Below are 13,644 nucleotides of genomic sequence, written 5' to 3'. Positions count from 1 at the left end.
ATGATAATCAGCTGCGCTGCCCGGTCTGCCGTCATCAGAAACGGCTTGGGACCGGGCACGGTGCGAGACATGGCTGAACTGACAAAGCCGGGCATAACAACAGAAACACTGATTCCTTCAGAAGCAAGGCTGATACGCAACGCCTCACCATAATTCTTGATTGCTGCCTTACTGGCAGAGTAGGCCGGAGTAACCGGCAGGCCATACCAGGCAGCCAACGAGCTGATCAGGGCGATCTGCCCTCCCCCGTTGCGGCGCATGGTAGGAACCACTGCCTGAACCGTAGTCAGGGTAGCCAGCAGGTTCACGCAGACCACCTCTTCACTCGCCTGCCAGCATTCGCCGGACGCATCTGCAGTGCTGCTGACACCGGCATTGGCAATCACCAGGTCCGGACAATGCTGTTCACAGAGTTGCTCTACCTGCTCCAGATAATCACGATGGTCTTGCAGGTCGCAGATAAGCGTTACAACCCGGGCACCCTGCTCTCGACAACTTTCGGCCAGTTGCTCAAGCTTTTCAGCGCTTCGCCCGCCCAGCAACAGACAATGCCCGGCAGCAGCGTACTGCAAAGCCAGTGCAGAACCGATGGCGCCGGTTGCCCCGGTGATCAGAATGGTACATGAAACTGGTGTCAATGGTGCTCCCGCTCCCCTGCATTTCTTTACTTACGATCTGTCAGGTTCATCAGCGTATCACAAAATTACTCAGCGTTACTTTTCCACTGGTGCCACCAATGGTTACACTGCCGCTAATCGTTGTTACCCCACTCACGGTAGCAAAGCCACTGGCATAGCCCCCCAGCAGCGTCACGTTGACCGCACGGTTCAAATTCAGGTTTTCATACAGTTCCTTGTCTCTGACCCTGATGGTGGCAGTACTGCCGGCCTCGGCATAGGCCCCTGCAATGCTGTTGAAGCTATCGCCCCCCAGTCTGGCTACATCCTCCTGCTCAAAGACCGCCGTCACATTGTGACGAAAATTCATGAAAAGAGAACAACTGCTCCCTTCACAGTCCCCTTGCCAGCCAGCAAAAACCGAGCCCGCCTCAGGGGTGGCGAATAGTGAGACCGTCATTGTTTTTGCATAGGCGGCAAAACAGCTTGAACCGCAGTCAATGCCGGGATAGTTACTGGTCACTTTGCCGCTGCCATTCCCCGTCTTTTGTACAATTACCAGGTTAGCCGGTTCAAAGGTTGCTGAACAAAGTTTGTCGCTGTTCATCTGCACAACACAGGTGTCGGATGTCCAGGGACAAGCACCACAATCGCTGCCCCCCCAACCGGTGAAGGCGCTGTCCAGCGAGGCAGTAGTAGCAAGCAGTGTCACGTTGGAACCGGCAACAAAAGAAGAACTGCAGCTGCTGCCGCAGTTGATCCCGGCAGGAAGACTGGTCAGGGTGCCTGAGCCGTCACCGTTACGGCTAACCGTCAGGGTATGGCCGGGCACAAACGTAACCGAGCAACTCCGCGGGCGATCCATGGTGACAGAGCAAACCGTATTAGTGCCGCAACCTGGACAATCAGCCCCCCATCCGGTCACCACACTGCCATTCTCCGGTGTTGCGGTAAGGGTCACCTGACTGTCTTTGGCATAGAACTCGCCGCAATCATTACCGCAACTAATACCTGCCGGGCTGCTGGCAACACTGCCGGTGCCGGTGCGGGTCACAATCAGCGCTTGTCTTTCAGCCAGCCTGGACCAGAGCCACCAGACAGCCCGTCCCTTTTGCACGCAGTTCAGTTTCTGGCTATGGGTACAGTCACCGCAGTATGTTTCAGCCAGGGTTTTCAGATTGCTGTACTGATTAGCAGGGTCTGCAAGCCACTGAACAGCCCAGTTTTGGTCAAGGCTGTTGTTGCCATCACTGTCATAATCACAATTATCGTTCGCCAGCCTGGTATAAAATTCATTGCCGGACGGATCGTAGCTCTCAATATCGGCAAAATCAAACAGGATCTTGTTGTTTTGCTGCACAAAGGTGCGAATCTGATTATTGCGGTGGTGCAGTGTGCCTGCTGGCCCCTCGCCATCAAGATGTCCGGTCATATAGACAAACTGAATCCCCGGATACTCCTGTTCAAGCTGAGACATGGGGGTCAGATACTTGTCAATCATATCCTGTTCAGAGTAGCTGGAGGCCTGACCGCACCAAGACCAGATCACTACGTTAATAGCCGGATTTGCTGTACCCCTGCCGGTGGACGGATTCGGCGGACCAAGGTAACTGCGGGTATTATTATACCAGTCGGGATAATACCCCACATCCCCGTCCATTGCGTCGTCACGAAGATCCAGGCTACCGTTGGTTCCACCGGATGAAAATGAATAGAGGGAATTGGAAGCACTGAGGGCGCTCATACCGGTTACCAGTTGGCTGCCATGGGAGGTATGACCATACGCAATATGCAGACTGCTTTTTGCCAACGCCACCTCTGCTGGTGACACATCTACAGCTCTTGTGTGGTCAGCAACAATAGCGGCATGAGCCATAAGTGGCATCAGGCAGACCAGCAAAAACGCAAAAAACAACCTACAGCGGCATCCAGTGTTCTTTTTGCTCAGGACAGGTACGGAATGCATACGCTCCTCCTTAAACAACAGGCTAGACACAACAGAATGTACTAATAATAACAGCATATATCACGTAAAACGCAAGTAATGAGAGAGCAGGACACAGAACCGCTTTATAGTTTAATCAGACCGAATCAGTCTTTCTAACGGAGATTTTTCTGACGTTAAAACGGGAACGGCATTTTTCACCGCCAGTTCAATGCCCCGTTTGCAGTAAAAACCGCCATTAATCTGGGTAGTCTGAATAACCACGGCCTTAAAACAGCGGAACAGTTCCTGATCAGGCGTTTCAGCATTCTGCCAGAAGCTATCCAGCCCCCCCTGAAAGGTCAGGCCTGCCAGGTTGTAGATCGGATCACTAAGCGTTATGGTGGGGCATCCGTACTGCAATGCAACCCCACCCACCGTGCTGTTAACGGTAACCGTTCCCCGGGCATGCTGCACCAGTGCCTCAAGATTACCTGTTTCCAGATAGTCTACCCTGCCGACAACAGCGTAACGCGCCTCAAGTTCTGCAATGATGCGTGGATAGTTGACCAGCCCCATATCAAGCGGATGATTTTTGATCACCAGTCGGCTGCCGGCAGGCGCATGCAGGGCAAACGAAGCCATCACAAAGGCCATCACATCAGCCATATCTTTGAAGTTAGAGTGATCACGAATCTGGGCATCACTGTTCAGCTGTAACGGCAGGAGATAATAGGGAGTTTTTGAACTGATCAAACCATTGACAAGTACGCTATCTCGACGTTCATGCAGCGGTTTCATGGCAAAACGCCGGACATAGCCAGCATACATGAACGGCGCAATGTAAGGTGCATGGGTTCGGTAACCTGGATACAACAGGGGATTAACGACGCTCGCGAGATGATACAAAACATCATGGGCAGCCCTGATTTTGAGGGTTGTCTGAAAGGGCTCGGCAACAAAGCCATCGCCAAGCTGTTTGCCTGCTTCACGGTACCAGACAGGATCACGGGGCAGCAAAGAGTGGGCGTTAACCCCCTGACGCTCCAGCGTCACCCAATGGGGACGGAAATACCCTTCCTCAAAGACATGGACGCGAATACCGCTTGATTGTGCAAGCTCCACAGCTGGTTTATGAACAGGGCGCCGGTCACCAAACAGGACAACGTCACTGATCTTATGCTCCTCAAATGTACTTTTGAGAAAGGCTGGCAAACCCTCCAGATGCCCGCGAAATGGCCAGGCAGACGCCCCCCGCCAATAGGCAGCATCACCACCATTAAAGTTAGCTTTATAAACCCGGTGTCCTTCCCGGACCAACCGTTCTGCCAGACAGGCAAAAAAAAGGGAACAGACCCCCTGTAAAAACAGGAAACGACGCAGTTGCATTTATCTGACTCCCACAACAAGACGAAGCACAATTCTTTTAAGCCTGGTCCATAACGTCTCAGCTACAGATGCCTGCTCACGCCAGGCCACAAGCTCATCCAGCGCCTGTTCTGCAGTAATCAGCCGACCACTGGTTCTGCTGATATAGCAAGGGTACAACAACAGACTCCCGGCAACCAGTTCATCCAGCGTCAACCGACGGATACGCCGTTCAAGCGGCACAACGTCCGTTGTCAAGCCCCAGCCGGCATAAAACGGTTGACCGTAACACGCAACCTTTTTACCACGCATAAGTGCTTCAAAGCCTGTTAACGATGTCATGGTGTGGACTTCATCCACTTGGGGCAGCAAAGCTCCCATGGCAACATCTGTTATCTGTTCATCACACCAGTTCCGGGCCTGATCCTCAGCCTGCCCTTTGGCCCTCAGGCCAGCCAGCACATCGGGATGGGGTTTGTAGATCAGGTAGGTGTCTGGATGGGCTGCCCGCACCGCCTGTAGCAGCCCCATATTGGTTTTGATGCCGGGGGCCCCGTAGGCCAGTGAGGCGTCCGACTCCACCTGACCCGGCACCAGAATGATCCGCCTCAGATTGTCAGGTCGCTGCCATCCTCCGGCACCGACATTATACTTGGTGAGTCCGGCAACAACCAGACATTCACGCAGCCGGGCAGCACGCTGACAGAGTTCATCGGAAAAAACAGTGGTCTGCAACAACGTTTCAAGATCAGAAGGCTGTGTGGCATCAAAGTAGATCCCCTGCCGATCAATCACCCAGGAAACCGGACGGGTCAGGTCTGCCCCCAGACCAACTGAGCGGATAAAGCCATCTTCCAGTCGAACAACCGTTACGTGATCAGCCAGGCCGGGCAGTTCTCTGCGTCCCCAAACCGCCAGGGTTGAGCCGGACGGAACCTGCTTAATCTGCGTAACGAATCGCACTTGACTGCCAGCAAAGCAGGAGCGCAGACTTGCCTTCTTCCAATGGGAAAAATCAAGCGCATACACCCTTGGGGGTATGACCGGAGTATCAAGAGACATCCAAACATCCTGTACAGAAAACGTCAGCCGCTGACCAGATACAGCTTCACTATGCCAGCTTTGCCTGCTGTTCTATTTGATTTTCAGATTATCCAGCACAACGCTACCGCTGCTGACCGTAAGAACACCGTGCAACGTGGTATAGCCGGTATGACTGCCAAAACCGTCGGCATACCCGCCCTGCAGAACAATACCAATCCCGCGGTTTAACAGCAGATCCTCAGTAAAAGTCAGATCACGGGCCATAAGGGTCGCGCCGTCACCAGCAGCAAGATAAGCGTTATTAAGGGTTCCGTAGCTGGTGCCGTTGACCTTGACATTGTTCTGAACCGTAAAGGTTGCAGTAACCGATTTGTCCGCATCCATCTGAACACTGCAACCAGCGCTACCGCTACATGCGCCGGACCAGCCGGTAAAGTTGAACCCGGTATTACCTGTTGCAGTAAGAACAACCGTGCTATTTGTAGTAAAAGCTGCAGTACAACCAGCACCACTACCTGCAGCGCAACTGATTCCTGCAGGATCGCTGGTAACAGAACCGTTGCCTACAATGCTAACTGCAAGCTGTTTCTGCGCTTCAGCAACAACCACGGTTAAGGCTGTTGAGGTTGAACTGCTGTTTTTTAGATCGCCACCGTAGAGCGCCGTAATTGCATGACTGCCCACTGACAATGCAGATGTGCTGAAGGTGGCCTGACCGTTACTGACAGTTCCTGTTCCCAGCGTGGTACTGCCTTCCTTGAAAGTCACCGTACCGGTGGGCAGAGCTGTTCCGCTTTTAGCAACCGCTGCAGTCAAAGTGATCTCCTGCCCTTGTATTACCGGGTTTGCTGAAGCGCTCAGCGTTGTGCTGGTTGCCTTCTGCACAACCGTAAAATTACCACCAAGGGTCAGACTGTAGCTGCCATATTGCGGATAAACAGCGTCTGCCCCGGAAGCGTAGCTGGTAATAACCAGATAGTAGGTTGTGTTTGCAGCCAGACCGGTTTTCGTCAATTGGGCATGGGGATAGCCTGCGCTGTCATCATCCGCAGCAAGGATGTTTGACTGGGGTGCAGCGGGGTTGAACGATGAATACAACGTAAGAAATGAGTCAAACTGCGTAGTATTCCCCACTGTGGCGGTTAGAGTATCACCAGGGGTAGTGGTTCTGACCTCAAGCAGTTCATAGGGCAAAGAGGTATTGGCAGATGCAGGAAACCCGGCACGGTCACTAACCCGGTTCATAGTGGGATACGAGGCATCCAGACCGCCGGTTACTATGACAGCAGCCTGTACTGTAACTGACAGTCCCCAGATAACAGCAACCGCAATCAGGATTCTAAAAAGGCGCATAAAACATCCTCCCGGAACTACGGCCTTGGCGGATAAACACCCTGAAGTGCAATAATGCAGTTAAGGGTAACATAGGGCATCATGTTGTTGTGGGGTTGTCCACCACCGGCTGTTACAATAGCCGATGAAGCAAAACTGGAGCTACCATCCGGGCCATACTGTTTGCCGTTGGCTGGCTGGGCATAGTAAACGTTTGCTGGACTGCTATCGGCACCGGTGGCCGTTGAGACGTTTACCGTGTGATAGTGGTTCGGCAGCTCAGTAGCCGTCAAGGTATGGGTCGTCTCGCCAGCGGACTCTCCCTGATTATATACTGATGTCCCCGGAGACTGGCCCGCATGCAGCAGCAGCCTGCCCTGCATATTCGGCAGGGCAAAGGTTGATTTACCATCCCCGCCATACTGGGTACCCAGCAGAGAGAAAAGCGCTGTATTCTGGCTTATCGGCAGAATCTGGCCATTACAAAAAGCCCATCCTCTGGGGGCAAAATTGTATGGGACCCAAAGGATTTGACCGATATATGGCTCATCACCGGCATGCCCCATGCTGGCGGGAATAGCTCCGAACCAGAGCAGACAGAGTATCATGCAGTTCACAACGATTCTTGGCATCACGATCTCCTTGCACTCACCTAATTTTGGCTTGGATAAATTCCTGACAGCGCAATGATGCAGTTAAGGGTACTGTACGGTTTCATGTTCTCATGGGGCTGACTGTTGCCGGTGGATGCCACAGCACCGGAAGCCATGCTTGCTGTAGCTGAGCTTCCGTAGGCGGAACCACCTCCGCTGTTCTTGGCCGGATAGTTGTTGGTGGGATCAATGGCACTACCTTCCCGTGGGTCAGCTTTCAGACTGTGGGTATGGATCGGCATTTCCTGTGACGTCAGACCATGGGATTCCTCCCCGCCCTTACTGCCAAGTGTGTATGTGCTGCCTACATGGATCGGCGCGCGGCTACGCATATCCGGCAGGGCAAAATTAATGCGACCATCGCCACCAAAGGTCGTACCCAACAGGGAGAAGAGGGCCTGATTCTGTTGTATTGGCAATATCTGGCCATCGCACCGTGCCCAGTATCTAGGAACAAAATTAAAGGCTACCCACCTGATTTCACCCAAGAATGGATCATCTGCCTGTGCCGGAACCGTGCAGAGTAAAACCAGCAGGGCCAGCAGCGGCAAAATCATAGTTTTTTTCAATCTGTACCATGTCATAAAGCCTCCTGATCAATACTGGGAAGGGTAAATGCCATTAAGAGCAATGCAGCATTTCACGACCAGATAGGGTTGCAGATTATTGTGGGGCTGCGAACCACCGGTCGGAGCCAAGGCACCGAAAGCCAGGGTTTTGCCGCTGGTTGCAGCACTGTTGTAGACCGGCGCTGCTGTGGCGGTAACACCAGGGATTTTCCCGGTGGGAGATGCAGCTTTTTCTGCACCGCTGTGGACTGCCACACCGTGGGCATGGGATGGCATCTGATTTGTGGTAAGCGTCACGGTCTCCACTCCGCCGGTTTCACCGAGCACCCGATTTGAAAGCCCTGTGCCTTGCCCTTGGTAGACCATGGTGCGCCCTTGAATATCCGGCAGGGCAAAGGTGTATTGACCATCACCGCCATAGGTGGTGCCGATCAGGCTGAATAAGGCGTCATATTCAGCAATAGGTACCAGTTGCCCATTACACTCTGCCCAACCGTTGGGACAAAAATTCCAGCCACCACACATGACTTCACCAATAAAAGGATCTTCAGCATGGAGAACCGGCTGATACAACAGGCCGGTTAACAGTGCCAATATTGCGATAACAAGCGGCCGTGCCACTGCATTTCGCCAGCGTTTTATCATCATGGTTCCTCCAGTTTTTACCTGCATTCAATCTCCCAAAAACCGAATAACTGAGTATACACGGCTTTGCCTGTTAGACAACCGGACCCGCAAGAAAAATTTCAACCAGCCTCCGGGCTTTTAGTGTGTAAGCTGTTGTAATAGTAACTCTACTTTAGCGAAATGATCCGGCCAGGTAGGGGGACAATAACAGCTGATTCTCTGTAGCTGCTCCGCCCGTTTCTGACTGTCTGAACTGCTGTAGTCGACAACGAGTCCTAACCACCCCAACCCGTCCAGCGGGTCACAGTAATCCGGAATGTCACCCGCTATCTCATGAAACACCGGCAGATCACTGGCAATCACCGGCGTGCCGCATGCCAGGGCCTCCACCAACGGCAGGCCAAAACCTTCAATAAATGACGGAAATAATAGTGCTTGAGCATGGTGCAGCCAGGTGGCAAGCTCGCTATCTGAACAGGAAGCATGTTCAATAATATGGCCTTGAACCGCTTCGCAGCGTTCCAGCAGGTCAACCACATTCTCGCATTCCCAGCCACGTTGACCAATCAGCACCAGCAGAGGAGCCCGGTCTCCCAGTTGCTCCACCAGACGTTTCCAGACCTGCAGTAACAACAGATGATTTTTGCGTGGTTCAATGGTGCCAAGCACCACAAAGTAGGGACGATCAACAAGGCGTACCGCGGAAGGTGGGGGAAATACAGGTGGCGCCAGAAAGGCTGGTTGTGCTGGTGGCAGACGCATACCCAGCGCATCGGAAAAACGGGCCAGTTCATCCAGGGTGGCCTGAGAATTGGTGATCACCCCTTGGGCCAGCTCCAGCACAGTTTTCATTCTGATCCGGTGGCGTTCACCTTCACCGGGGCGACAGTATTCTGGATGGGTAACCGGTATCAGGTCATGTACCAGAAAAACCGGTCGCACCTTCATTTTTCTCAACAGATTAGGATAACGATGATATTCAAGTCCGCTATGACCAATGTTCAGAAAAACAGAACCGCTCAGATCGCCTTGGCGAATACCTGCGGCAGCCCCCTGGGCAATCAATCGCCAGGCTTGGGCCTTAAAATCAACTGGCGGTGCAAACAGCAGATGAAAGAGCGTCTGAGAAAGCTTTTCCGTCAGCACAACATGAAAGCGGCCATCACGGATAAAGGCCCGTGATCGCTCACCGTACTGGCTGACATAGGCGAGTGCTACCCGATCAACGCCGGTGGGCAGCCGCCCTTTCATCAGCCTGCCCACCAGACGGGATACGTCAATCAGGAAAGGATAGTTGCCCTTCATGTTACCGAGTCAAAGGAATTACATTTATCACCGGATATGCCAGTGTCATAATTATATTAAGAAATTTCTGCAGCTCAACTGATGGCGCATTGGCCACATACAATACATCTTTGTTGTTAACCGGAAATGACTGAGCCACAAAAAAGGTAGCAGGATCCTTCAGATCAGCCCGGTAAATCACCGGCACTTTCCCGTCAGGTGTCGTTTGAGCAGGCTTGGAAGGCCAATCCAGCGCATCTGCAGACTCAAGCCGGAAGACAAATACCCCCTGCGCATTGGCGCGGGCATCCTGCAGTCCACCACCACGAGCCAGGGCCTGAGCAAGGGATATGCCCTGTGCCTCAAAATTGATTTCTTCATTTTTGCCGGTTGCACCCAGCATGGTAAAACTTGATGGCTGGTGCAGGGCGGTCACTACATCTCCCGGTTGCAGGGTAATATTCTGACAAGGGTCACGGATAACCATTTCAAGCGGCATGGACTGCACTGAATCACCCCGGGTCACCTGAATGGTCATCTTGTTAACCGGTTGCCGAACCCCGCCGGATGCTGCCAGAGCATCCAACAGACGCTCTCCGCCCGGCGTCAGCGGCATACGGGCACTGGTGGCCACCTCTCCTACCACCGTTACAGTCGCGTGGGTGTTGCGCAGCACACGCACCAGCACCTGAGGCTGGTTTGCCAACCCCCTCAATCGTTCAGCCACCTCAGCCTCAACCTGCTGCGGCGTACGGCCACCTGCCCGGATCTTGCCGGCAAAGGGGATGGTAATCAGGCCGTCACTATCCACCATCTGCTCAGGAAAGGGAGTTACCCGTGATGAAGCCGGACCAGACTTGGTTTCAAGTGCAGATGAAGAAAAAAGAGTACCCGGAGGGGCTTCCCAAATGGACACCTCAACAACATCACCGGTACCGATAATCCAGGCAGCAGGTTTGCCAACCCCCAGTTTTTCAGAAAAAAGCTCCTGTTTGCGCTGTGCCAGCAGGCGACGGGCCACGGAATCATTCAGATCCACCAGCTGTATACCGGACAAACGTGGGCTTTCTGCTGCATCCCTGACCTCACTGACACTTGGACCGGACGATGGCAACCAGCCCGCACAACCGGCAAGCAACAGGCTTAATGTAATCATAGCTAATGATTTTGCAGATACCAGATTCATCATAACGTTCTTTACTCTCCCCTTCATCCTTCATCCTTCATCCTTCATCCTTCATCCTTCATCCTTCATCCTTCATCCTTGCTTTTCCCTTGTCTACCACAGTTAGCGGTTCAAACCAATAGATTCAAGTATCATGGCAACTGCTCTATCAGCTGAAACCAAAGAGGTATCAACAGTCACATCAGGCGACAGCGGCTCTTCATAGGGGGCGCTGATGCCGGTAAAATTAGGGATACTCCCCTTGCGTGCTTTCTTGTACAGCCCCTTCACATCGCGTCGTTCACACTCCTCCAGAGAGGTGCTGACGTACACCTCAACAAACTCACCTGCAGGCAGCAGGTTCCGCACCATCTCACGCTCTGCACGATACGGCGAAATAAAGGCGGTAATGACAATAAGGCCAGCCTCAGTCAGTAACCTTGCCACCTCACCGATGCGCCTGATATTCTCAATCCTGTCTTCTTCGGTAAAGCCCAGATCCTTGTTTAAGCCATGACGGATATTATCCCCATCCAACAACATGGTATGTCTTCCAAGCTGTACGAGCCGTTGTTCAAGGGCGTTGGCGATGGTGGACTTGCCGGAACCGGAAAGCCCGGTCAGCCAGATAACACAGGGAGACTGTCCTTTCAAAGCGGCCCGGATATCGCGGCTAACCTGCTCTGTGTGCCAATGCACGTTGGTTGCCCGGCGCAGGGCAAAATCAATCATACCGGCGCCAACCGTTGCGTTACTGATACGGTCGATCAGAATAAAACTACCGGTAGTATGATTCTCAGCATAGGGATCAAAGGCGATCGGCCTGTCCAGCACCAGATTGCAGACCCCTACTTCATTTAACTCCAATCTTTTTGCCGGTTCATGCTGTAACAAGTTTACGTTAATCTTGTATTTAAGCGCAGTTACTGCTGCAGGAACCGTACTGCAGCCACTCTTCATCAGATATCTGCGCCCAGCCATCAATGCGTCTTCATACATCCAGACAACTCGAGCCTCAAATTGATCTGCAAATGACGGACGCGCCAATGGGTCCGCCAACAGGTCACCACGGCTGATATCAATCTCATCTTCAAGCACAAGCGTAACCGCCTGCCCTGTTGAAGCCTCATCAAGATCACCATCCATGGTTACAATACGTGCCACCCGACTGGTTTTACCTGAAGCCGCGACAACAATCTCATCGCCAGGCTGCACCCGGCCTGAGGCGAGCGTCCCGCAAAAACCGCGAAAATCCAGATCAGGACGATTAACCCACTGCACCGGCATACGAAACGCCTGATTCTCTATTTCATGCACAGCATCAACAGTTTCCAGATACTCCATCAAAGTTGGACCGTCATGCCAGGGGGTACGACCACTGCGCAGCAAAACATTATCACCCTGCAGAGCTGAAATCGGAATAACGGTGATATCTGCAAACCCCAACCCGGCAGCAAAGGCCGCGTATTCCTCACGAATAGCCTGAAAACGGGATACAGAAAATTCCACCAGATCCATCTTGTTAATGGCCAGCACAACATGACGGATTCCCATTAACGACACCAGAAAACTGTGACGTCTGGTTTGTGTCAGCACTCCCTTACGGGCATCAACCAGAATCACGGCAACATCTGCGGTGGAGGCCCCAGTCACCATGTTGCGGGTGTACTGCTCATGACCCGGCGTATCCGCCACTATGAACTTGCGTTTATCAGTAGAAAAGAAGCGATAGGCAACATCAATGGTGATGCCCTGTTCACGCTCTGCCTGTAGACCATCCAGCAGCAGGGCATAATCAATCTCGCCCCCTTGCGTTCCGATCCTTTTACTGTCTGCTTCCAGAGCAGCAAGCTGGTCTTCAAAGATCAGCTTTGAATCCCACAGCAGGCGGCCAATCAGGGTGCTTTTGCCATCATCAACACTGCCGCAGGTGATAAAGCGCAGCATCCCCTTTACTTCCTGACTTTTCAGATAGGAGTGAATATCAGAAGCTATCATTTCAGATTGGTGGGACATCAGAAATACCCCTCATGCTTCTTCTTCTCCATAGACCCAGCTTGGTCGTGGTCAATCAACCGGCCTTGCCTCTCCGAAGTCCTGGTCAGCAGCATTTCCTGGATTATCTCCGGTAGCGTGGCAGCAGCAGATTCCACGGCTCCGGTCAGCGGATAGCAGCCCAGAGTCCGAAAACGGACCGACTTCATCTGAACCTGCTCACCGGGCTGCAGTTCCAACCGGTCGTCATCCAGCAGGATCAACATGCCGTCCCGTTCCACAACCGGGCGCTCTTTAGCGTAATAGAGCGGTACAATCGGAATCTGCTCCAGGTGGATATACTGCCAGACATCAAGTTCAGTCCAATTTGAAATGGGAAAAACACGAATACTTTCCCCTGGTTTTACACGGGTATTGTACAGATTCCACAGCTCAGGCCGCTGATTCTTGGGATCCCAGCGATGGTTTGCACTGCGGAAAGAAAATATCCGTTCCTTGGCGCGGGATTTTTCTTCATCACGACGTGCGCCACCAAAGGCAGCATCAAACCTGTACTTGTCCAATGCCTGCTTAAGCCCTTCCGTCTTCATGACATCCGTGTAAAGTGCTGAGCCATGCTTAAACGGGCTGATCCCCTGCCTAACGCCATCCTGATTGACATGTACCAACAGATCAAAACCATACTCCGCAGCCATCTGGTCACGGAAGGTGATCATCTCCTTAAACTTCCAGGTGGTATCAATGTGCATCAGGGGAAAGGGAGGTTTTGCCGGATAAAAGGCCTTCAGCGCCAGACGCAGCATAACCGAAGAATCTTTACCAATTGAATACAGCATCACCGGATTTTCAAACTCGGCAGCTACTTCACGGATAATGTGAATACTTTCGGCCTCAAGCTGGCGCAGATGGGTTACATTAAGTTGCATGACAATTACGACTCCAGGCCAACGTCAACTAAAACTTCCAAAACAGAGGAATAAGAAGGATCGACACAACCATATACAGGATATTAAGTGGAACGCCGACCTTGAAAAAATCTTTTGCCCGATATCCACCAGGACCATAT

Annotated in this window: 12 protein-coding genes; all 12 read right to left on the bottom strand. The window is 52.6% G+C overall.

Translation table 11 applies throughout. From position 1 onward, the window contains the following. Nucleotides 1–638, bottom strand: a 638-nt coding sequence (locus OEL57_RS07985) for an SDR family NAD(P)-dependent oxidoreductase (RefSeq protein WP_300739412.1), incomplete at its 3' end; no start/stop codon positions are given. A 49-nt stretch (nt 639–687) separates the two neighbouring features. Further along, a complete protein-coding gene (locus tag OEL57_RS07980) occupies nt 688–2,502 on the bottom strand; it encodes an InlB B-repeat-containing protein (RefSeq protein ID WP_300739411.1) in 1,815 nt (604 codons plus the stop codon). A 192-nt stretch (nt 2,503–2,694) separates the two neighbouring features. Continuing rightward, complete coding sequence (locus tag OEL57_RS07975) at nt 2,695–3,930, bottom strand: capsule biosynthesis protein (protein WP_300739410.1); 1,236 nt, start codon at nt 3,928–3,930, stop codon at nt 2,695–2,697. Then, nucleotides 3,931–4,971, bottom strand: coding sequence for a beta-3-deoxy-D-manno-oct-2-ulosonic acid transferase (locus tag OEL57_RS07970; protein ID WP_300739409.1), 1,041 nt, complete (start codon nt 4,969–4,971; stop codon nt 3,931–3,933). It abuts the gene before it with no gap. A 72-nt stretch (nt 4,972–5,043) separates the two neighbouring features. Continuing rightward, nucleotides 5,044–6,306, bottom strand: coding sequence for an Ig-like domain repeat protein (locus OEL57_RS07965; RefSeq protein WP_300739408.1), 1,263 nt, complete (start codon nt 6,304–6,306; stop codon nt 5,044–5,046). Nucleotides 6,307–6,323: 17 nt separating this feature from the next. Further along, nucleotides 6,324–6,917 carry a phage tail protein gene (locus tag OEL57_RS07960; protein WP_300739407.1) on the bottom strand — a complete coding sequence of 198 codons (594 nt, stop codon included), beginning with the start codon at nt 6,915–6,917 and terminating at the stop codon, nt 6,324–6,326. Nucleotides 6,918–6,937: 20 nt separating this feature from the next. Next, nucleotides 6,938–7,522 (bottom strand): phage tail protein, encoded by a 585-nt coding sequence (locus OEL57_RS07955; protein WP_300739405.1) that lies wholly within the window; start codon nt 7,520–7,522, stop codon nt 6,938–6,940. Nucleotides 7,523–7,534: 12 nt separating this feature from the next. Further along, nucleotides 7,535–8,155: a phage tail protein gene (locus tag OEL57_RS07950; RefSeq protein WP_300739403.1), complete on the bottom strand. Its 621-nt coding sequence runs from the start codon at nt 8,153–8,155 to the stop codon at nt 7,535–7,537. Nucleotides 8,156–8,272: 117 nt separating this feature from the next. Next, nucleotides 8,273–9,439, bottom strand: coding sequence for a glycosyltransferase family 4 protein (locus OEL57_RS07945; protein WP_300739401.1), 1,167 nt, complete (start codon nt 9,437–9,439; stop codon nt 8,273–8,275). Between the two features lies 1 nt (nt 9,440). Continuing rightward, nucleotides 9,441–10,607 carry a polysaccharide biosynthesis/export family protein gene (locus OEL57_RS07940; protein WP_300739399.1) on the bottom strand — a complete coding sequence of 389 codons (1,167 nt, stop codon included), beginning with the start codon at nt 10,605–10,607 and terminating at the stop codon, nt 9,441–9,443. A 99-nt stretch (nt 10,608–10,706) separates the two neighbouring features. Further along, complete coding sequence (cysN, locus tag OEL57_RS07935) at nt 10,707–12,599, bottom strand: sulfate adenylyltransferase subunit CysN (RefSeq protein WP_300739397.1); 1,893 nt, start codon at nt 12,597–12,599, stop codon at nt 10,707–10,709. Then, nucleotides 12,599–13,504, bottom strand: a complete 906-nt coding sequence (gene cysD / locus OEL57_RS07930) for a sulfate adenylyltransferase subunit CysD (RefSeq protein ID WP_300739395.1) — start codon at nt 13,502–13,504, stop codon at nt 12,599–12,601. The genes cysN and cysD overlap by 1 nt, the downstream gene beginning before the upstream one ends. Nucleotides 13,505–13,644 lie beyond the last annotated feature (140 nt).

Origin of the sequence: Trichlorobacter sp. (assembly GCF_030247655.1) — a bacterium.
In the GTDB taxonomy this organism is placed as follows: domain Bacteria; phylum Desulfobacterota; class Desulfuromonadia; order Geobacterales; family Pseudopelobacteraceae; genus Trichlorobacter.
This window is presented reverse-complemented; position numbering and strand designations above follow the sequence as displayed.

Excerpts from the sequence above, each read along its gene's own strand:
- OEL57_RS07980 (WP_300739411.1), bottom strand. The coding sequence starts at position 2,502 with ATGCCACTTATGGCTCATGCCGCTATTGTTGCTGACCACACAAGAGCT.
- OEL57_RS07975 (WP_300739410.1), bottom strand. The coding sequence starts at position 3,930 with ATGCAACTGCGTCGTTTCCTGTTTTTACAGGGGGTCTGTTCCCTTTTT.
- OEL57_RS07970 (WP_300739409.1), bottom strand. The coding sequence starts at position 4,971 with ATGTCTCTTGATACTCCGGTCATACCCCCAAGGGTGTATGCGCTTGAT.
- OEL57_RS07965 (WP_300739408.1), bottom strand. The coding sequence starts at position 6,306 with ATGCGCCTTTTTAGAATCCTGATTGCGGTTGCTGTTATCTGGGGACTG.
- OEL57_RS07960 (WP_300739407.1), bottom strand. The coding sequence starts at position 6,917 with ATGCCAAGAATCGTTGTGAACTGCATGATACTCTGTCTGCTCTGGTTC.
- OEL57_RS07955 (WP_300739405.1), bottom strand. The coding sequence starts at position 7,522 with ATGACATGGTACAGATTGAAAAAAACTATGATTTTGCCGCTGCTGGCC.
- OEL57_RS07950 (WP_300739403.1), bottom strand. The coding sequence starts at position 8,155 with ATGATGATAAAACGCTGGCGAAATGCAGTGGCACGGCCGCTTGTTATC.
- OEL57_RS07945 (WP_300739401.1), bottom strand. The coding sequence starts at position 9,439 with ATGAAGGGCAACTATCCTTTCCTGATTGACGTATCCCGTCTGGTGGGC.
- OEL57_RS07940 (WP_300739399.1), bottom strand. The coding sequence starts at position 10,607 with ATGATGAATCTGGTATCTGCAAAATCATTAGCTATGATTACATTAAGC.
- cysN (WP_300739397.1), bottom strand. The coding sequence starts at position 12,599 with ATGTCCCACCAATCTGAAATGATAGCTTCTGATATTCACTCCTATCTG.
- cysD (WP_300739395.1), bottom strand. The coding sequence starts at position 13,504 with ATGCAACTTAATGTAACCCATCTGCGCCAGCTTGAGGCCGAAAGTATT.